Raw genomic sequence first — 19,524 nt, 5'->3', positions numbered from 1 at the left:
CTTTAAGGTATTAAGACGACCTTTCCACATTTCCCTGCCCGCATGAGTTCGAACCCTTTTTCGAACTCTTCGAGCTTGAAGACGTGTGTGATGATCGGTTCGACGTCCAACTGACCCGTCGCAAGCATCGTCGAGACTTGACTCCACGTTTCATACATCTTGCGGCCCGTGATTCCTTGGACGCGGACCCCTTTAAAGACGACGTCCCGTGTGAGGTCGATGGCGACCGGACGAGCCGGAAGTGACAAGACGTTGACGTCCCCACCTGCCGTGACCATCTTAAACGCTTGATCGATGGCAATCGGGTGTCCGCTCATCTCACAGACGACATCGATTCCGTCTCCGTCGGTCTCACGCTCAATCAACTCGAGCGAATTCTCTTCTAAACTGTTGATGACGACATCTGCCCCCATCGCTTCGGCGAGTTTTAAACGATATGGATTGACGTCAATCGCATAGACACGACTCGCCCCTGCTGCTTTGGCGACACCGACCGCCATGAGTCCGATTGGGCCACAACCGACGATGGCGACCGATTTGGCTGACACGTCACTCGCCAACACCGTATGGACAGCATTCCCGAGTGGTTCTTGAATCGAAGCGAGTTTCGCTGGCATCGACTCCGGGTTCACCCATAGATTCTCTTCAGGCATGACGACATATTCTGCGAAACATCCTTGCGTGTCCACCCCGATGATTTTTGTGTTTTTACAGATGTGGTACTGACCGCGCAAACATTGCTTACATTGATGACAGACGATATGTGTTTCAGCAGACACCGCCTGTCCGACTTTGATCCGTTTCGTCCCTTCGCCGAGCGCAACGACCTCCCCCGAAAACTCATGACCGAATACGTACGGTGGTTTGACGCGACTTTGTGACCATTCATCCCATTCATAGATATGGACATCGGTCCCGCAAATCGATGTCGCTTTAACTTGAATGAGTACTTCTCCAGGTCCTGGTGTCGGAACTGGTACGTCGACCAGTTTTGCCCCAAACCCGGCCGTGTGTTTTTGAATCGCTTTCATTACTGGTGTCGTTGATTCCGTCTCTTTGGTTGACACAAGTTGTTCCATTGAAAACGTCCCCCTCTTGTTTCTCATGATCGAACGATACGTTCTTTATCATCTTGTCATAAAATGACGAAACTGAGAAGATAGAACGTCCGATTAACACAAAAAAAGAGGAGCCATCCGCGCCGATGGCTCCTCTTCACAAGAATAGGACCTATGTCCCGACCGCTCATCGTGGCTCAATGATGAGCTTGATGGCAGTACGTTCCTCTCCGTCAATCATAATATCGGTAAAGGCCGGAATGCAAATCAAATCGAGACCGCTAGGCGCGACGAAGCCTCGGGCAATCGCGACGGCTTTGATGGACTGATTCAGTGCACCTGCCCCGATCGCCTGTATCTCACACGTTCCTTTTTCACGTAGCACACCCGCTAAAGCACCCGCAACGGAGTTAGGGTTCGATTTTGCCGAAACTTTGAGTACGTCCATTCTTGTTTCCCCCTCGGGTAGGTTGTTCAATCAAACCAGACGGTCTGATCATCTAGGTGTATTCGTTCGATTTTTGTCGCTCGTTTCGTCTGATCATCGATTGTAATGAAAACTCCATTAAGTTGTTCCCGTCCCTCGGCAACTTCAAACCGAACTGGGAGTTGTGTCATAAATTTTTTTAAAACAACGGATGCATCCATGCCGAGTACCCCGTCAAGTGGACCGGTCATCCCGACGTCGGTGATGTACGCTGTTCCGTTCGGCAAGACACGTTCATCTGCCGTCTGTACGTGCGTATGCGTCCCGACTACGGCTTGAGCGCGACCGTCGAGATGATAGCCCATGGCGATCTTCTCGCTTGTCGCCTCAGCATGGACATCCACAAAGATCGCATCGACCTCATCCCGTACTTCTTCGACAAGACGGTCGACGGTACGGAACGGACAGTCAAGAGACGGCAAGAAGACATTTCCCATGACGTTGATCACGGCCAGTTTCTTCCCGTTTTGTTTCAATTTCATCATGCCGACACCAGGTGTCCCGCCCGGATAGTTGGCCGGACGGACGATGCGGTCGGCGTCGTCGATCCACTCAAAGATATCACGATTGTCCCACGTGTGGTTTCCCATCGTCACCCCATGAAAGCCGAGCTCTAAAAATTGTTGGTAAATCTTTTTCGTGAGACCACGACCGTTTGCCGCGTTCTCACCGTTGACGAGCATGAACGTCGGGTTATATTTGTCTTTCAAGCGTCCGATTTGTTTAGTCAATATATCACGACCGGGTTTCCCGACCACATCACCGATAAATAAAATTTTCATATAAAGTCCTCCCTCAAACAGAAAAAGCGGAGAAATTCTCCGCTTCGTTTACTTCGCATAATCGACGGAACGTGTTTCACGAATGACCGTCACTTTGATTTGTCCAGGATAATCGAGTTCATCCTCGATTCGCTTACAAATATCGCGTGCCATCTTACCGGCGACGACATCGTCAACGACATCAGGGCGAACGATAATTCGAACTTCACGTCCTGCTTGAATCGCATACGATTTCTCGACACCTTCGAACGACTCACAGATTGATTCGAGTCGCTCAAGACGACGGATGTAGCTTTCAAGCGTCTCTTGACGAGCTCCAGGACGCGCTGCTGACAAGGCATCAGCCGCTGCCACAAGTACAGCAATCGTCGATGTCGCCTCGACGTCCCCGTGGTGGGAAGCAATCGAATTGATGACGACCGGATGTTCTTTATATTTCGTCGCAAGTTCTACACCGATTTCAACGTGACTACCTTCGACTTCATGGTCGATCGCTTTCCCGATATCGTGTAAGAGTCCGGCCCGTTTCGCGAGCGTGACGTCTTCCCCGAGTTCGGCTGCCATCATCCCGGCAAGGTGTGCCACCTCAACCGAGTGAGACAAGACGTTCTGACCATAACTCGTACGATAGCGCATGCGACCGAGCGTCTTGACGAGGTCTGGATGGAGTCCGTGAATGCCGGCTTCAAACGTAGCTTCTTCACCGTATTCACGAATGCGTTCATCCACTTCACGGCGAGACTTCTCTACCATCTCTTCAATTCGAGCCGGATGAATCCGACCGTCTTGAACGAGTTTTTCAAGCGTCATCTTCGCGATTTCACGACGAACTGGGTCAAAACCTGACAAGATGACGGCTTCTGGTGTGTCATCGATGATGAGGTCAATCCCAGTCAACGTTTCGAGCGTTCGGATGTTGCGTCCTTCGCGCCCGATGATGCGACCCTTCATCTCATCACTCGGTAAGTTGACAACAGATACCGTCGTCTCGGCGACATGTTCAGCAGCATATCGTTGCATCGTGAGAGATAAGAGGTGTTTCGCTTTTTTATCCGCTTCTTGTTTTGCTTTTTGCTCGATTTCTTTTTGAAGGAGAGCAGCATCGTGAAGCGCTTCCTGCTTCGCTTCGTCCATGATGATGGTACGTGCTTCATCTTTCGAGAGGGATGCAACGCGTACAAGTTCTCGGCGTGCCTCTTCGTATAACTCCTCCACTTTGCTTTCGAGCGTTTCTGCTTCACGCTTGCGTTTTTCGAGTCCTCGTTCCTGTTCATCTAGCGAGTCCTCTTTCCGCTCGAGCATGTCTGCTTTGCGGTCAAGAAGCTCTTCTTTTTGAACGAGGCGATTCTCTTTCACTTTCTGTTCTTCGCGACGTTCACGCAATTCTTGTTCCGTCTCATTACGAAGTTGAATCATCTCTTCTTTTACTTCAAGCCGTGCTTCTTTTTGCATCGCTTCCGATTGTTGTTTTGCTTGCTCTACAATCTTAGTCGCTTCCGTCTCGGCACCTTGAATCTTCGCTTCGGCGATCGATTTACGCACAAAAAAACCTGCAACAAAAGCTATCGGCAAAAGGAGGATCAGAATAAGCCAGTATAGCCATTCCATCATGTTCACCTCCCTTTCGCAAGGTTATTTTATTTTTTAATAAGTGAGATACACGGGCAAGCCCGCGCATAACTTTATTGTACTTATTTAATAGGGAGAATGCAATGCACGGACAGGATAGAACTACCAATTGCCAAAAAAATTATACTAAAAAAATCTCACTCGAAAGAATTCGAGTGAGACGATGTGCTTATTCGTCATCGAGAAGTGAGAGGACTTCGTCGTCTTCGCATTCGACCGTGACCGTTTTTTCTCCATTCAATCCGTAGTGATCTCGAATCTGTTGTTCGACCTCAGCTGCGATTGCTGGATTTTCTTTCATGTATTGCTTGGCGTTTTCACGGCCTTGACCAAGACGTTCTTCATTGAACGAGTACCAAGCTCCACTCTTTTGAACGATGTCGAGGTCTGCACCGATATCGATGAGCTCCCCTTCACGCGAGATCCCCTCACCATACATAATATCAACTTCCGCTGTTTTGAACGGAGGTGCAATCTTGTTTTTTACAATCTTGATCTTCGTACGGTTCCCGACCATATCTTGACCTTGTTTGAGCGTCTCCGCACGACGAACTTCAAGACGTACAGAAGAGTAGAATTTCAAGGCACGGCCCCCTGGAGTCGTTTCCGGGTTACCGAACATGATCCCAATCTTCTCACGGATTTGGTTGATGAAGATGACAATCGTTTTCGACTTGTTCGTCGCACCAGACAACTTACGAAGTGCTTGAGACATCAAACGAGCTTGAAGACCGACGTGCGAGTCTCCCATTTCCCCTTCGATTTCGGCTTTCGGTACGAGTGCCGCAACCGAGTCGACGACGAGGATATCAACTGCTCCCGAGCGAACGAGCGCTTCAGCGATTTCGAGCGCTTGCTCCCCAGTATCCGGCTGTGAAAGGAGCAACTCATCGATGTTGACCCCAAGATTTTTAGCATACTTCGGATCGAGTGCGTGCTCGGCATCAACGAATGCTGCTTGACCGCCACGCTTTTGGACTTCTGCAATCGCATGAAGGGCAACCGTCGTCTTACCTGAAGATTCTGGTCCGTATACTTCGATGACACGACCGCGTGGATATCCACCCGCACCGAGCGCGACGTCGAGGGCGATTGACCCTGAAGGGATGACCGATACTTGTTGGTCTGTATTTTCACCAAGGCGCATGATTGAGCCTTTACCGAATTGTTTTTCAATCTGGCGCAATGCCATTTCTAACGCTTGTTTACGATCACTCATAGATAAATGAGCCTCCTTTAATTGATACTCTTATTATACGTGAACACTGTACGATACACAAGTTTTTTACGAACATTTATTCGCCTTTTTTGATTCGTTGAATGAGGGCCCATAATCCGTCCTTCGCGGCTCGCATGCGGATGATATTCCGTTCTTGATGGGGATACGTCCGCTCGATGACTTCTATTCCGTTTGGTGTCTTCACTCCGATATAGACCGTACCGATCGGACGACCCGAATTCGATGTCGGTCCTGCCTCTCCCGTGAAAGAGAGGGCGTAGTCGGCATGGGTGGTCTTTGACAATCCGTCCACCATCTCATAGGCAACTTCTTTTGAGACGACTGAGTGCTGTTCAATTGTATCAAGCGAGACCCCTAAATACCTATTTTTTAGCTCATCCGAATAGGTCACGACTCCACCTAGAAAGACGACTGAAGCGCCAGGTGTTGATGTAACCATCGATTGTACCTCACCGCCGGTCAACGACTCAGCAACAGCGAATGTTCGATTCAATCTAGACAATGTTTGGACAAGGTGTGATGCAATCGTCTCATCGTCAGAGCCAAAGTAGTACGAACCGACCCGTTTCAGGATTTCAGTCTTCACTTCTTCAATCATCTGACGCGCGGTCACCTCGTCCGTCGCACGGGCACTGATCCGAAGTCTTGCCTCTCCCGTCTCGGCGTAGGGGGCAACGGTCGGATTCGAACCATCCAATAAGTCCTTCACGGCATCATCGAGAGCGGATTCTCCAATCTCATAAAACCGTAATGATTCTGAGACGAGCGTCGCTCCTGATAGTTTCTTAGGAAACGTCGCCTCGACCAATGCTTTCATCTCACGTGGCACACCCGGTAAAAGCAACCACGTCGTATCTCCGGCAATCCACATGCCCGGGGCAAGCCCGACCGGATTTGGTAATACGTCTGCTCCGCTGAGCACGTCGGCTTGGCGAGCGTCCCCATCGTTCATCAATCGATTTCGTGACACGAGGAAACGTTGAATCGTCTCATACGCTTCCTCATCTCGCACAATCGGACGTTCGAGTAAGTCGGAAAGGACCGCCTTTGTGACATCATCCGCCGTCGGACCGAGTCCACCCGTGACGATGACAAAGTCGGAACGACGACGGGCGATTTCAAACGTCTCTCGCATTCGTACCGCGTTATCCCCGACAACTTGATGATACAAGACCGGCACACCGTACTTCGACAGTTGTTCTGATATGTAACTCGCATTCGTATTGACGATTTCCCCTAAGAGCAACTCGCTTCCTACCGCAATGATTTCGGCTCGTTTCATCTCATTTCCTCCTCAACTTCAAAAAAAAGACGAGCTAGATCAACCAACTCGTCTCTGTCGACTTACATCGACTTCACAATAATCTTATAGTTTTGTGCGAAATATTCGGCACCTGAGTAAATTGTAAGTACGAGTGCCAACCACATCGCCCATTCGCCAAACGGGATCCCGACATAGCTAAAGATCGGGTTACCGAACAGTAAGAAGATGATGGCAAAAAGCTGCACCCACGTCTTCGCTTTTCCAGATTTCCCGGCCGCGACGACAATCCCTTCATCGGCAGCGACGAGACGTAAGCCTGTAACCGCAAATTCACGTGATAGAATCACGACGACGACCCACGCCGCGACGAGATCCATCTCAACGAGCAACACAAGGGCCGCCGTGACGAGCAGTTTATCTGCGAGCGGGTCCATAAATTTACCAAAGTTCGTGACTAAGTTATGCTTACGGGCCAAATGTCCGTCTAACCAGTCTGTAATGGCCGCAATCGTAAAAATCACACCAGCGATAAATTGGTGCATCGGGATATCAGCGCCTAAAAAAGCGATGTTTCCCCAATCAAAATCAACAGCGAGTAAGACGACGAATACGGGGATCAAGACCACGCGTAGCATCGTCAATCGGTTAGGTAGGTTCATATAGAACGCCTCCTCTTAGAAGGAGAGTCGACTTATTCGGCGTCGACTCTCTTTACAAAAATATTTTGTGTGACCGGAGACTCTTGAAGCTCGAGCTCACGACCGTTGACGACGATTTTCTCAACGCCTGCGATGAGTCCGATTCGAATACGCAATGTGTCCGTCTCGGCATCTTCAATGACAATCGGATTCTGTTTCGACTGGTTCGGATACTCCGGTGCGAGAAAGGCTCCTTCTAACGACGTATCACGAACACCCACGTAAGAGGCAGGTGACTCCTTCACATAAATCTCGGTCGACAGTTTCTCGTTCGTCGCGAGTTCATAAGTGATGTCCGCCCCATTCGACTCCTTCACCGCAATCGGACCAGATTCCGCTGGCGGTTCTTCTTCGGTCGGCTCCTCTTCAGTCGGTTCCTCCTCGACCGGTTCATCAGCCGGGACATCCTCATTCTGGTCGACTGTGACACCAGAACTTGGCGGTTCGGCAGGACTTGCATCCTGACCACCGAAGTCGATGCTTCTCACTGCGAAATAAATCGCGGTGATGAGCAAGAAGACCGTGAGAACGAGGAGAACTTTCGGAACCCATCTCGAGACCCGACTTGTCGACTCGGAAGCCTTCGAATACGTTTTCTTCCGAGAGAGTTGAACAGACGGCTGTGCCTCGATGACCGGTAAATCTTTTGCATATGTCTCGTATAATTCATCCACATCAAGGCCGAGCGACTCCGCATACGTCTTAATGAACGCCCGTGCATAAAAAGAGCCAGGGAGATTTTTGTAATCACCTTCCTCGATTGCGATGATATAGCGCTTTTGAATCTTCGTCGTCTGCTGGATTTGGTCGAGCGTCAATCCGCTCTCCTCACGCTTTTGTTTCAAAAAAGTCCCTAGTTCTGTCACAGGGGTCCACACCTTCCATTCACATAATTATTCAAACCATTCTGACTCACGATGCGTTTCTTGTGGGATGATGATCGTCTCATCCGGATTGTTTCTCAATTCAATAATATAATCAAAGTCTTCATACACGCAATCGGTGTTTCGGACGTACAGGTCAGGGTGTTCGATGACTTTCACGGCCGGCAACCGCATGACTTCACGAATGAGCTGGCGATGTCGTTCATCCATCGTTCGGGTAGAGACGGCACCATCAATTATGTATACGTGATCGCCTTCCCGTTCCTCTTCAAATAATGAGGTCCGAACGGTCTGTTTCATCAGTGTCGAGGAAAGAAACAACCATCGTTTGTTCGCACACACACTAGCTGCGACGATGGACTCCGTCTTTCCGACGCGTGGATTTCCACGAACACCGATTAACAAATGGCGTTCTTCCTTCATCAGTTCCGCAACGAAATCGACGAGAATGCCCAAATCTTCACGGACGAAGCGAAACGTTTTTTTGTCATCACTATCATGGTCGATATAACGACCGTGACGGATTGCAATCCGGTCTCGTAACTTCGGACGGCGCAATTTGATGACGGCAATAGCTTCCATCCGCTTTAAAATATGCTCGAGTCGATGCACATGATCGGCGGCAGGTGCTTTGAGCAACATTCCCCGTCGCTGCAAATCGACCCCATTGATGGTGACGATGGAGATTTGAAGCATCCCCATGAGAGATGCGATGTCTCCGAGGATACCCGGTCGATTCTGACACAATTCATATTCGAGATACCACTCTTCGAATTTATGTTCCATCCCCAACCATCCTTTCGAGCGAGTTCGCTACCTTGCCTATTTTAAATTATTTTAGAAGAATTGAAAAGAACAGGTTTATTTACATGGATCGGATCATTGCCAACCGCCGTCGACGCGTATCACCGTGCCCGTCATATACGAGGCGTCCGGTGAACACAAGAAACGGATCGTGTTGGCCACGTCCTCTGCCGCACCGAGACGTCCAAGTGGAATGTCATCGATCACGGATTGTTTCGACTCTTTTACCGTATCATTCATTGGCGTATCAATCCACCCCGGTGTCACCGCATTGACTCGAACATTGAACGGGCCGGCTTCTCGTGCGAACGCTTTGACGAAACCGAGCTGTGCCGCTTTGACGGTGGAATAAAACACCTCAGCCGCCGCACCGACCTCTCCCCATACACTTGAGACGATCACGATATCCACGTGATGATCGTAAGGCTTCCTTGCTACGACGGACTGGATGAGTCGGATCATCGCTCGAACATGTACATCATATAGCCGGTCGAGCTCGTCCATTGACTGGTCGACGACGAGACCATGGAGCGCATGTCCTGCCACGTATACCATTCGATCGACATCCGGCATATCCTGTACCCATGACTCAACAGCTTCACGGTCTGTTAGGTCACAAGGGAGAATTTCTGCCGAAAGATTCTCTTCATCTATCAAATGACGGAGTCTTTCACGACCATCGTTCGCATGCAAAATCAGTTCATCTTCACGAAAAGCGAGCGAGACGGCACGTCCGATGGCACCGCTCGCTCCAACAATCAATGTCTTCATGGTTTTTTGACGACGCACACCGTTCGTTGTTCACGGCGGAACAAGCGCTCGTATGCTTCGTATAGTTCATCGAGCGTGATGGCATCAATCAAAGTCGGGATTTCAAACAAGTTCCCATCATTGAGCGCATAACGGGAGAACTGATTGGCGATGAACTCAGGTGAGTTCAATGCTTTCAAGAACTGTCCTTGCATCATGCGTTTCTTCCGGTCGAGCGTCTCTTGACTCAACTGAAGTGGACGTTCTAACGCCTCCGTCACACGGCTGACAAACGCGTCCACTTCCGACGTCTCCATCGACAAGGCGGCAAAAGCGAACGTCTCCTCTGACGTATAGTCAAACGAGAAGGCATCGTCAATCAATCCTTCAGCATAAAGTTCTGTATAAAGAGGTGCTGTCGTGTCGAAGAGCGCATGCATGAGTAGTTCTACTGTCAATTCTTGCTTCAGACCCGCTTCCCCAGCTTGCGGTATGTCCTTATACCCAATCATGACTTTCGGTACAGAGACGTCCATCTCGATGACCCGTTCTGACAGACGAACCGTGGTCGGCTCATCTACTGTCTCGCGAGCACTCAATCGTGGCGTTTCAAAAGATTTAGCTGCTTGATTATCTCGAATCAAGGCAAGCATCTCATCCGGTTCGATATTCCCGACGACGAACAATGCCATGTTGCTCGGATGATAGAACGCTTGATGACAGGTGTACAAGTCTTCCGCCGTGATCTTTGAAATCGATTCGATCGTACCTGCGATATCAATCTTGACGGGATGTGTCTCGTACATCGCCTCAATTAAACCAAAATACAAACGCCACCCCGGATTGTCTTGGTACATTTGAATTTCTTGACCAATGATTCCTTTCTCTTTCTCGACCGACTCTTTCGTGAAATAAGGGGTCTGGACGAAATCGAGCAGCGTCTGTACGTTTTCCGAGATCTTGGACGTGGCACCGAACAAATAAGCCGTCCGTGTGAAGGAAGTGAAAGCGTTCGCTGACGCTCCTTGACGACCGAATTGTTGGAAGACGTCACCATCTTCTTTCTCGAACATCTTATGTTCTAAGAAATGTGCGATACCATCGGGAACCTCGATCCAGTCTTCTAGTTTGAAGCGTCGATCAATCGATCCATATTTAGTCGTGAACGTCGCGAATGTTTTTTCATATCCAGTCTTTTTCAACAAGTAAACGGAGAGGCCATTGTCGAGAACGTGATGATGTAACGTCTCTCCGACGTTAGGAAAGTCTAATTTCATGCTTCTCCTCCTTTCAAGCAATAAACCGCTTCGAGTTCCATTTCTTTCGCAAGCGCGACGACATGATCTCGTGTCGTGTTTTCAATGATTGCCATCTCTTCGTCTAACGAGAACGGACGAACGTCTGCTCCACTCATCCAAGCAATCAATTGACGTGGACTGTCTCCAAGTTGTCGACGTTGATGGAACAACAACTCTTTCGTCTGTTGCAACGTCTCATCCTCAAACTCGCCCGCTTGTAAAGCGTTCAATTGCTCTTCGATGATCTGTTCGGTTTTTTGCTGGTTCGACGCATCGATGCCGGCATAGACGAACAACTTCCGACTGAGGGAACTATATTGTGAGGCGGCATAGTACGCCAGGCTCTCTTTTTCACGCACGTTCATGAACAGTTTCGAGTGAGGGAATCCACCGAACAGTCCATTCACGACTTGCATACGAATCGCCGCTTCCGTTCTTGGGTCGACATTGAGTGAATAAGCGAGATGGAGCTTGCTTTGTTTAATGTCTTGGTGTTCTTCCAAACGCTTGAACTCTCCTCGACTCGCTTCTGGTAACAGGCGTGGTCGACGTGTCCCAAGGGATTCCAATGGATTGAAAGCCTGTTCGACTTGCTCACGATTGACATCCCCGACAACATAGATGTCCACACGGTCATGTTGAATCATCGATTGATATGCCGCATACAATGATTTTGGTGTGACATGGTCGAGTTGCTCAAGCGTACCGAGTGACGGAATCGCAAGCTCTCCTCCGAGCATTTCTTGTAGACGCTGTTGGGCGAAACGCATTTTGTCATCATAGACCGATTCGATACGCTGACGTTGCAATCGACGTTCCTGCTCGACGATGAGTGGCTGAAACGCCCCATCGTATGCGTTCGGACGGAGGAGAACGTCTTCGAGTAACTCGATTGCCTGACTCAATACGTCTTCTCCGACAAGATGATCGTTGACGACTTCGAGTTGGAATTGGATGACGTGCTCCTTTCCGATCTTAGATGCACCAGCATATAAGTTTGTGTCATACAACTCCTCTAGCGGTGTGTGAAATAACTCAATGGACGGATACGTCGCCGTCGATTTCTCCATGATGAACGGGAGCAATGCCCGATCTGCGACCGTCTCCGCCGATAATGGAGCGGCGAATGACACGAGACAAGTCGTCGTTTTAAATTTCTTGGTCGGATAGACCGAGTAGTGCAATTGATGTTGGAACTGAACGATACCTTTCATCTGCCGATCACTCCTTTTTTCGTTTTGGTTGAAACACGGCAGCGCCGCGCGCATATTCTTGATCCGGCACCCCTGCCACGACGTTCGCGTAACGGGCAACCGTAAATAAATAATCACTCAAGCGGTTAAAGTAAGGCAATTGCCGGTCGGCGACTCCGAGAGCCGCTAAGTCACGCTCGACCCGTCGACAAACGGTACGAGCCACATGTAAGCTAGCTGCGGCAACGCTGCCGCCAGGAAGGATGAAGCGCACAAGTTCCGGACAGGACTCCTCCCACTCATCCATCCATCGTTCTAGTTCCGTCACGATCGACAAATCGACCATTTTTGGCGGTGCCTCAGCATACATCAGCTCCGATCCGAGGTCGAACAAGTCGTGCTGAATCTTCGTCAGCTGTATTCGGAGCGTCTCATCCTCTTGATGCGCGATGGCGAGTCCAATCTGACTATTCAACTCATCGAGATGACCCATCGCTTCAATCTGAGGATGGGATTTCTCGACACGACTACCGATTAATGATGTTTCACCCTTGTCGCCCGTTCGTGTATAACGTTTCATTCGACTCCCCCCTTAAAATGCCACAAATGGTGACTCAAGCGAGTCACCATTACGAGTTGTGTGGTTGTTCAAATGGTAAGTAAATCTCGAAGGTGGTTCCGACCCCGAGTGTACTCGATACGCTCACTTTTCCGTGATGGGCATCGACCACATTCTTCACGATCGCGAGTCCGATGCCTGTCCCTGTCTTCGAACCACTGGTCCGGGCTTTATCGGCTTTATAGAATCGCTCGAATACGAACGGCAAATCCTCTTTAGGAATTCCGTGACCTGTATCCGTCAACTGAATCCGTAGCCCGTCCGTCTCTTCTGTGGCCTCAATCCGAATTTCTCCAGAATCGGTATGCGCGATAGCATTGCCAATCAAGTTGGTGAACACTTGCTCGAGACGATCGCCATCCGCCTCGATGAGACGGTGCGGGGCGTCGGTCTGTAAACGAATCTCTTTTTCAGATGCCATCTGATTGAACTTTCGCATGACTCGGGGCAAGAAATCACCGATATCAAACGAAGTGAAATGCATCGTCTCTTTACCCGATTCGATGCGTGCCAAATCCAACAAATCATTGACGAGTCTTGCCAAGCGGAGCGATTCATCGTAGATGATAGAGGCGAACTCTTTCGTCGCATCGTCACTCTCAGTGATGCCATCGATGATTGCCTCTGAATACCCTTGAAGCGTCACGAGCGGTGTCCGGAGTTCATGGCTAATGTTCGCCACAAAATCGGTCCGCATCTTATCGAGTCGATGACTTTCTGACGTATCCCGGATAACAACGACAGCACCCTCGAAATCGTCTTCTCCGACGAGTGGTGTGACTGTCAGTGTATAGTATCGCTCATCCTGTTTCACTTCGATCGTCTTTTCAGACGTCCCCTCCATCACTTCCTCATAAAGAGACAATACGACTTCATGTGGTTGCCCATCTTGAAGTAATGGACTCGCTTGCGGGTTCGTGACAATCACGTTTGCATGACGATCGAGTGTGATGACACCGTCTGCCATCGAACGAAGAATCGACGCAAGTTGCAGCCGTTCCCGGTCAAGGGCATTCACATATTTCGAAAGCTGACTGCTCATTGCGTTGAAAGAAGCAGCGAGTTCGCCAATCTCATCCCTTGTCTTCGTCTCCAAACGTAAATCAAATTGCCCCTCTCCCGTCTTATTGACTGCATCCCGCATCGCTCGGAGCGGTGCCGTGATTCGTGTCGACAAGAAGAAAGCGAAGACGGTCGTGACGATGATGGCCGAAGCGACGGTCCAAAGAATGATGGTCCGTGCTCCCGCGTTCGCACTCGAGATCGCATCGAGCGGTTCGAGCAGGTAGAGCGTATACTGTCCTGTCGATAAGGAGAAGGTCGTCCGATACGCTAGCGCGGCCTGGTCGTCAAAAGATGAGAAATTCCCGATGGCCGTCTCACCGACCGCCTGATAAGTTTCCCAATCCTGTCGTTCAAGTTCTACCATCAAGCCATCCACTTGATTCCCAAAATTCGATCGGGTCGTCCCGTTCTCTAAGATATAGTTAGCCCCGTACACTTCGATGATTTGATCAATCGTCTGGGACGTGTCACCTTCATTCAACAAAACCGATTGGACCTGTCCACCGAGCTTGGCAAGATGGCCTCGTTCCTGGTCGATATGAAAGGAATTAAAAAATTCAAGCATCAACACCGAGACGATGAATAAGATGACACTGACCAAAACGAGAATCGTCAGCCACAGTTTCGTGACGATGCTGTTTCGACGAATCATCATTCACTGGCAGCTTCGAACTTGTACCCGACACCCCATACGGTCGTGATCATATGCGCCGCGTCCGGTGAGACACGATTCAATTTCTCACGAAGACGTTTCACATGCGTATCGACGGTCCGAAGGTCTCCGAAAAATTCGTAGTTCCATACTTCTTTTAACAACTGCTCTCGTGAAAAGACTTTATCCACCTGTTTTGCGAGGAAGAACAATAACTCATATTCTTTTGGTGTGAGGGCGATTTCCTCGCCGTCCACCGTGACGCGGTGTGCATCATTATCGATTGTCAGATGTGGGAAGACGATCAAATCCTTCGACTTCTCACTCGTGTGCATGAACTTCGTCGAACCAGAGCGGCGAAGCAATGCTTTGACGCGGAGCACGACTTCACGCGGACTGAACGGCTTGACGATATAATCATCCGCCCCGACTTCGAACCCTTGGACACGGTCGATTTCTTCACCTTTCGCCGTGAGCATGATGACCGGAGTCGCTTTCGTCTTCCTGAGTTCTGTACATACTTCAACCCCATCCATCTTTGGCATCATCAAATCAAGCAAGATCACGTCGTATTCGTTTTCAAGGGCAAGCGCGAGCGCCTCTTCGCCATTGACCGCTTCTTCAATCACATACTGTTCACGTTCTAAGTACATTTTCAAAAGTCGGCGAATTCTCTCCTCGTCGTCGACTACTAAAATCTTCGTTTTCTCAGCCATACCTAAAACCCTCCTAAGACCCATTACGAGTTGTAGCGAATGTTGCACAATTGTGAACATTCCACTCTCTGCCATAACTATACCACTCTATTATTTCGCTTCACAACGATGATTTGATGGACCAAATGAAAAAGAAGTCACAATTGTGACTTCTTTTACGTCAGGCATATGAATGCAGACCGGCGATGACCAGGTTGACGAAGACGAGGTTGAACATGATGATGGCAAATCCACCGACACATAACCAGGCCGCTTTCGTTCCTGTCCAGCCACGCTGAATGCGCATATGCAAGTAATAGATATAGATCAACATCGTGATGAGGGCCCAAACTTCTTTCGGGTCCCATCCCCAGAAACGGTTCCAGGCAATCTGTGCCCAAATCATCGCAAAGATCAGACCACCCAGGATAAAGACCGGTAATCCAATCGCGACCGAGCGATAGCTGATTTCATCAGCGAGGTCGAGGTCGACTTTTTTCGCAAGGGGTTGAAGCGCTTCAGCGACACGTTTGCGCAAGATGACAAAACGGAGCAACACGTAAATCACAATTCCGCCGATGACCGACCAGATGAGCGTGTTCAACTTGAGTGTATTGATCCAGTTCGGGAGTTCGAGTGACAAGCCACTCGCGCCAGACACGAGTTGTGCCCCTTCTGGGACGAACAAGATCGGCATGAAATATTCATACGTCTCTGCTTGACCGCGGTCGTTCGTGAACTCGACGACACCTCCGGCACCAATCCCCTTGAATAACATCGAGACGATGATGAAGCCGAGCGTGCACATGAGGACAAACATCGTCACTTCGAGCCACGTCCGTGACTTAGACTGTTCTTTCATCGATGTTTCGTTCAATAAGAAAATGAGGCCCGATGCAAAACTGATTGCCAAAATCCCTTGTCCGAGCGCAGCCGTCGTAACGTGAATTTTCAGCCATACACTGTTGAGTGCCGGGATGAGCGGTGCGACCTCACTCGAGAACATTGAGGCGAAGGCGATGACGAGTAACGCCACCGGCATCGCGAACAAGCCGAGTACATCATTTTTATAAATTCCATATACGACGAGGAACCCAAGTACCATCATCATACCGAAGAACGTCGTATATTCGTACAAGTTTGATACCGGCGCATAGCCGACACCTGCCCAGCGCATAAAGAAATATGTCATTTGAGCGACAAAGCCGATGATTGCCAAGATAAAGGCGTATTTCCCATAGGCAACACGGTTGACGTTTCGATCTTTACGCATACCACTGACGGCAATCGTAAAGAGAACCGTCGAGATTGCGTACAGGAAGAACGCGATAAACAGCATTCGGCTGCTCCATTCAATCCATTCCATCAAGATTCCCCTCTTTCATCTGTTGACTCGTTCTCCGACTTCTCTGTGAATCTCGCCTGGTCTTCCCACATCGGTAAGCCAGTTTGTTCTAATAGCGGCGACACTTCACGACGGAGCGAGGACGGGTTTTTATTCGTAAAACCGGCGACAAGCACGCCCTCTTCATGACGACGGATCCAAACGCGACGGTGTGGCCAGTACATGCCCATCGCAATACCGATCATAAAGATCGTGGCACCGACGATCAAAATCGGATAGGTGGAGTCACTCTTCACACGTAAACCACTCGTGCTCGCCATCTCTGTACCTGCAAACTGGACATCGTAGCGGTTCTCTTCATCAGCGACATTCAGACGAATGCCGATCAAATTCGACTCCGTTTCTCCTTCAGGTGATTCAACGTTGAAGAAGAAGGCCGGATTCAGTGCACGTGGTGATTTCGTATTCGGTTGTCCATCTTTCACTTCAAAGTCTGGATACAAATCTTTTAACGTGACGGTGACCCCATCGAGCTCATAAGACTTCTCCGGATTCTCCAAATCAACTTTGAACGGACCATATTCGTCGCCGGTTTCTTTATCTGCCAACATGAACGACATCGATAAGAACTCTGGACGACTTGAATATTGTTCCTGATACACTTCAAATTTATCGAACTTAAACGGGTGGTTGACTTTCGTCGAACCGACATCGACTTGTTCGAGTTGCGGCGATCCGTCCTCGTTCGTTCCCGTCTTTTTGAATAACGTCAACTCTGTCTCATAATTTTTCGGAACGGCTCCTGCTTTTTCAATGGCGGCCGCAAACTTCGCGTCCTCTTCATTGTTCTCAGGGTCGTACAATTCAAGAATGAACTGGTCGTTCCGTAAGTAGTACTCGCCGTCAGTCGCCTCTAGCGACACCGTTTCGCCTTCACGCACCCATTCGAGCGTATCCGTATGGAATGCAGGGAACACTCGCAGCATCGCCCCTAGGAAGAAGATGACAAGTCCGAGGTGGTTGACGTACGGACCCCAACGACCAAACCGGTGTTTCTCTGCTAACAGAGCATCGCCGTCCCGTTTGACGGTATATCGTTTCTTTTTAAGTGCGACTGCGATCTCGTCAATTTGAGCCTCCGTCCCATCACCTTGTCCGAAGAGACGTTGCCCCTTCATAAAACGTTCTGTCCGTCTGACCGGTTGTTTTTTAAGCGCCTTATAGAGCGGAACCCCACGGTCAATCGACACGACGACGAGTGAGAGCGTCAACATGACAATTAGACCGATGTACCACCACGATGTGTATAGGTTATGGAATCCGAGGGCGTAATAAATAGAACCCGGTGTTCCATACTCCTCCATATAATATTGCTCAGGCGGTAATTGTTGTGGGATGTACATCTCTTGAGGAAAGATTGTTCCGATTGCCGAACCGACAATAATCAATGCAATTAACCACAACCCCACTTTGACCGATGCAAAGAAGTTCCACACACGGTCAATGATCGATTTCGGACGACGCTTCGACCGTAAATCAGCGCCTTCGTATTTCATATCTAGCATCTGTGCGTCCCCCGTTCGCTTACAATGACTTCTCGGCTAGCTCCATCAATTTCTCTTTCGTGAGTTCACCTTCATACTTTTCAATTACGTTCCCTTCACCATCGATGACGAATGTGACGGGTAGGTTATAAATGCCATACGCTCCTTCGACTTCGCTCTGGGTATCCATCAAAATCGGATAGTCGAGCCCGACACCAAGGTCGTTGATGAAATTATCGACACGAAGCGGTGTCTCTCCGACGTTCACGGCCCAAAAATCGACACCCATGTCTTGAAGTGTCGCATAGTTTTCTTGTACGACCGGCATCTCTTTCTTACACGGTTCACAGAACGTACCCCAGAAGTTCAAGAGCATCCCTTTCCCTTCATAGTTGTCTCGCTCATACAAGGTCGAACCGTCGAGTGTGACGAGCTTGAAGTTCGGTGCCTCGTCGCCCGCCTCGATGCGTCCATCGTTACCCGCTTGGTCGAATGTTTGCATGATCGTAACCGCTCCCGCGAAGAGAACGACCGTCATGATCATCATCCGCCAAAATGACCTCTTTTTCTTTTTTGCGACCGCTTGTTCCATCCGGTCGTTTTTTTGTTGATCTTTTGTCATCGTTTTCACACCATCCTTCAATTGCTATTGTACTGAAAAAACATTAAAAACGCACATTAACAGACTTTTTTCATTTTTTTGTCACACAATCTACACAATCAAAAAAATCATCCTATTTCAGGACGATTTTTTGTTGTTATTTTTTCTTCTTTTTGCCTCGTGGTTTCGGTGGAACGGTCGGGTTCGCAAGTTCACGAAGCTTACTGATTTCTTTATGTGAAAGTTCACGCCAGTCGCCCGTGTTCAGACCGTCGAGCGTCAAGAAACCGAACTGTTCACGCTTTAGTTTGATGACCTCTGAACCAATGGCTTCCACCATCCGACGGATTTGACGATTGTGACCTTCCGAGATGACGATTTCGAGGATGGCTGTGTTCTTCTTCTGGTCTACAGACTTCATCTTCACTTTCGCACTTCCCGTTTTAAATCCGTCATCGAGTTCGACACCAGACTCAAGCTGTTTGATGGCCAAGTAAGATGGGATATTCTTCACTTTTGCCACATAGCGCTTTTGAATTTTATATTTCGGGTGTGTCATCATATTCGAGAACTCGCCATCGTTCGTCAAGATGATGAGCCCCGTCGTGTTGTAGTCAAGACGACCGACCGGGAATACCCGTGCTCCTGGTGGGACGAGGTCTGTGATGACTTTACGACCTTTGTCGTCATCGACCGTCGATACGTAGCCACTCGGTTTATAAAGCAAATAGTAGACGTGCTCTTCTTGTTCGATTTTGACGCCATCGACTTCAATCTCTGACTTCGGTCCAACTTTCGTCCCGAGTTCACGGACGACTTTTCCGTTCACGCGGACGCGACCATCCAAAATCATTTCTTCCGCTTTCCGACGCGAGGCGACCCCCGCTTGTGCGATTACTTTTTGCAAACGTTCCAT

At 49.3% G+C, this 19,524-nt stretch carries 19 protein-coding genes; all 19 read right to left on the bottom strand.

Going from position 1 to position 19,524, the window contains the following annotated elements:
- Positions 1-2: 2 nt before the first annotated feature.
- The 19 genes from tdh to KNO70_RS05530 all read right to left on the bottom strand — a co-directional run bounded on the left by tdh (position 3) and on the right by KNO70_RS05530 (position 19,524).
- Complete coding sequence (gene tdh / locus KNO70_RS05620) at positions 3-1,079, bottom strand: L-threonine 3-dehydrogenase (protein ID WP_214730607.1); 1,077 nt, start codon at positions 1,077-1,079, stop codon at positions 3-5.
- 166 nt (positions 1,080-1,245) lie between these two features.
- A complete protein-coding gene (locus tag KNO70_RS05615; RefSeq protein ID WP_012726477.1) occupies positions 1,246-1,506 on the bottom strand; it encodes a stage V sporulation protein S in 261 nt (86 codons plus the stop codon).
- Positions 1,507-1,532: 26 nt separating this feature from the next.
- Complete coding sequence (locus KNO70_RS05610; RefSeq protein ID WP_214730606.1) at positions 1,533-2,327, bottom strand: TIGR00282 family metallophosphoesterase; 795 nt, start codon at positions 2,325-2,327, stop codon at positions 1,533-1,535.
- Between the two features lie 48 nt (positions 2,328-2,375).
- Positions 2,376-3,938, bottom strand: a complete 1,563-nt coding sequence (gene rny, locus KNO70_RS05605; protein WP_370150090.1) for a ribonuclease Y — start codon at positions 3,936-3,938, stop codon at positions 2,376-2,378.
- A gap of 187 nt (positions 3,939-4,125) precedes the next feature.
- Complete coding sequence (gene recA / locus KNO70_RS05600; protein WP_214811436.1) at positions 4,126-5,175, bottom strand: recombinase RecA; 1,050 nt, start codon at positions 5,173-5,175, stop codon at positions 4,126-4,128.
- A 76-nt stretch (positions 5,176-5,251) separates the two neighbouring features.
- Positions 5,252-6,478, bottom strand: coding sequence for a competence/damage-inducible protein A (locus KNO70_RS05595; RefSeq protein WP_214730600.1), 1,227 nt, complete (start codon positions 6,476-6,478; stop codon positions 5,252-5,254).
- Positions 6,479-6,540: 62 nt separating this feature from the next.
- On the bottom strand, positions 6,541-7,119 hold the full coding sequence (gene pgsA / locus KNO70_RS05590) for a CDP-diacylglycerol--glycerol-3-phosphate 3-phosphatidyltransferase (RefSeq protein ID WP_074036832.1): 579 nt from the start codon (positions 7,117-7,119) through the stop codon (positions 6,541-6,543).
- A gap of 32 nt (positions 7,120-7,151) precedes the next feature.
- A complete protein-coding gene (locus KNO70_RS05585; RefSeq protein ID WP_078147046.1) occupies positions 7,152-8,024 on the bottom strand; it encodes a helix-turn-helix domain-containing protein in 873 nt (290 codons plus the stop codon).
- 27 nt (positions 8,025-8,051) lie between these two features.
- Complete coding sequence (locus tag KNO70_RS05580; protein WP_012726484.1) at positions 8,052-8,828, bottom strand: YmfK family protein; 777 nt, start codon at positions 8,826-8,828, stop codon at positions 8,052-8,054.
- Positions 8,829-8,921: 93 nt separating this feature from the next.
- Complete coding sequence (gene ymfI / locus KNO70_RS05575; protein ID WP_214811422.1) at positions 8,922-9,617, bottom strand: elongation factor P 5-aminopentanone reductase; 696 nt, start codon at positions 9,615-9,617, stop codon at positions 8,922-8,924.
- Positions 9,614-10,873, bottom strand: a complete 1,260-nt coding sequence (gene yfmH, locus KNO70_RS05570) for an EF-P 5-aminopentanol modification-associated protein YfmH (RefSeq protein WP_078147048.1) — start codon at positions 10,871-10,873, stop codon at positions 9,614-9,616. Before yfmH ends, ymfI begins: the two co-directional genes overlap by 4 nt.
- A complete protein-coding gene (gene yfmF, locus KNO70_RS05565; RefSeq protein WP_078147049.1) occupies positions 10,870-12,108 on the bottom strand; it encodes an EF-P 5-aminopentanol modification-associated protein YfmF in 1,239 nt (412 codons plus the stop codon). Before yfmF ends, yfmH begins: the two co-directional genes overlap by 4 nt.
- Positions 12,109-12,115: 7 nt before the next feature.
- Entirely contained in the window at positions 12,116-12,667 is a 552-nt protein-coding gene (locus tag KNO70_RS05560; protein ID WP_214684091.1) for a cob(I)yrinic acid a,c-diamide adenosyltransferase, read from the bottom strand.
- 49 nt (positions 12,668-12,716) lie between these two features.
- Complete coding sequence (locus KNO70_RS05555) at positions 12,717-14,426, bottom strand: HAMP domain-containing sensor histidine kinase (protein ID WP_214811419.1); 1,710 nt, start codon at positions 14,424-14,426, stop codon at positions 12,717-12,719.
- Positions 14,423-15,139 carry a response regulator transcription factor gene (locus KNO70_RS05550; RefSeq protein ID WP_012726490.1) on the bottom strand — a complete coding sequence of 239 codons (717 nt, stop codon included), beginning with the start codon at positions 15,137-15,139 and terminating at the stop codon, positions 14,423-14,425. Before KNO70_RS05550 ends, KNO70_RS05555 begins: the two co-directional genes overlap by 4 nt.
- Positions 15,140-15,299: 160 nt before the next feature.
- Positions 15,300-16,484 (bottom strand): c-type cytochrome biogenesis protein CcsB, encoded by a 1,185-nt coding sequence (gene ccsB, locus KNO70_RS05545; protein WP_031423441.1) that lies wholly within the window; start codon positions 16,482-16,484, stop codon positions 15,300-15,302.
- Positions 16,484-18,028 carry a cytochrome c biogenesis protein ResB gene (resB, locus tag KNO70_RS05540; RefSeq protein ID WP_214757370.1) on the bottom strand — a complete coding sequence of 515 codons (1,545 nt, stop codon included), beginning with the start codon at positions 18,026-18,028 and terminating at the stop codon, positions 16,484-16,486. The genes ccsB and resB overlap by 1 nt, the downstream gene beginning before the upstream one ends.
- A 19-nt stretch (positions 18,029-18,047) precedes the next feature.
- Entirely contained in the window at positions 18,048-18,629 is a 582-nt protein-coding gene (gene resA, locus KNO70_RS05535) for a thiol-disulfide oxidoreductase ResA (RefSeq protein ID WP_214730584.1), read from the bottom strand.
- 136 nt (positions 18,630-18,765) lie between these two features.
- Positions 18,766-19,524: a pseudouridine synthase gene (locus tag KNO70_RS05530; RefSeq protein ID WP_012726494.1), complete on the bottom strand. Its 759-nt coding sequence runs from the start codon at positions 19,522-19,524 to the stop codon at positions 18,766-18,768.

Origin of the sequence: Exiguobacterium sp. s181 (assembly GCF_018617125.1) — a bacterium.
Taxonomy (GTDB): Bacteria; Bacillota; Bacilli; order Exiguobacteriales; family Exiguobacteriaceae; genus Exiguobacterium; species Exiguobacterium profundum.
Note: the sequence above shows the minus strand (reverse complement) of the source record. Positions and strands in the feature narration are given on the sequence as shown.

Bases quoted from the DNA above. Each gene is read 5' to 3' on its own strand.
- tdh (WP_214730607.1), bottom strand. From the start codon at position 1,079: ATGGAACAACTTGTGTCAACCAAAGAGACGGAATCAACGACACCAGTA.
- KNO70_RS05615 (WP_012726477.1), bottom strand. From the start codon at position 1,506: ATGGACGTACTCAAAGTTTCGGCAAAATCGAACCCTAACTCCGTTGCG.
- KNO70_RS05610 (WP_214730606.1), bottom strand. From the start codon at position 2,327: ATGAAAATTTTATTTATCGGTGATGTGGTCGGGAAACCCGGTCGTGAT.
- rny (WP_370150090.1), bottom strand. From the start codon at position 3,938: ATGATGGAATGGCTATACTGGCTTATTCTGATCCTCCTTTTGCCGATA.
- recA (WP_214811436.1), bottom strand. From the start codon at position 5,175: ATGAGTGATCGTAAACAAGCGTTAGAAATGGCATTGCGCCAGATTGAA.
- KNO70_RS05595 (WP_214730600.1), bottom strand. From the start codon at position 6,478: ATGAAACGAGCCGAAATCATTGCGGTAGGAAGCGAGTTGCTCTTAGGG.
- pgsA (WP_074036832.1), bottom strand. From the start codon at position 7,119: ATGAACCTACCTAACCGATTGACGATGCTACGCGTGGTCTTGATCCCC.
- KNO70_RS05580 (WP_012726484.1), bottom strand. From the start codon at position 8,828: ATGGAACATAAATTCGAAGAGTGGTATCTCGAATATGAATTGTGTCAG.
- ymfI (WP_214811422.1), bottom strand. From the start codon at position 9,617: ATGAAGACATTGATTGTTGGAGCGAGCGGTGCCATCGGACGTGCCGTC.
- yfmH (WP_078147048.1), bottom strand. From the start codon at position 10,873: ATGAAATTAGACTTTCCTAACGTCGGAGAGACGTTACATCATCACGTT.
- yfmF (WP_078147049.1), bottom strand. From the start codon at position 12,108: ATGAAAGGTATCGTTCAGTTCCAACATCAATTGCACTACTCGGTCTAT.
- KNO70_RS05560 (WP_214684091.1), bottom strand. From the start codon at position 12,667: ATGAAACGTTATACACGAACGGGCGACAAGGGTGAAACATCATTAATC.
- KNO70_RS05555 (WP_214811419.1), bottom strand. From the start codon at position 14,426: ATGATGATTCGTCGAAACAGCATCGTCACGAAACTGTGGCTGACGATT.
- KNO70_RS05550 (WP_012726490.1), bottom strand. From the start codon at position 15,139: ATGGCTGAGAAAACGAAGATTTTAGTAGTCGACGACGAGGAGAGAATT.
- ccsB (WP_031423441.1), bottom strand. From the start codon at position 16,484: ATGGAATGGATTGAATGGAGCAGCCGAATGCTGTTTATCGCGTTCTTC.
- resB (WP_214757370.1), bottom strand. From the start codon at position 18,028: ATGCTAGATATGAAATACGAAGGCGCTGATTTACGGTCGAAGCGTCGT.
- resA (WP_214730584.1), bottom strand. From the start codon at position 18,629: ATGACAAAAGATCAACAAAAAAACGACCGGATGGAACAAGCGGTCGCA.
- KNO70_RS05530 (WP_012726494.1), bottom strand. From the start codon at position 19,524: ATGGAACGTTTGCAAAAAGTAATCGCACAAGCGGGGGTCGCCTCGCGT.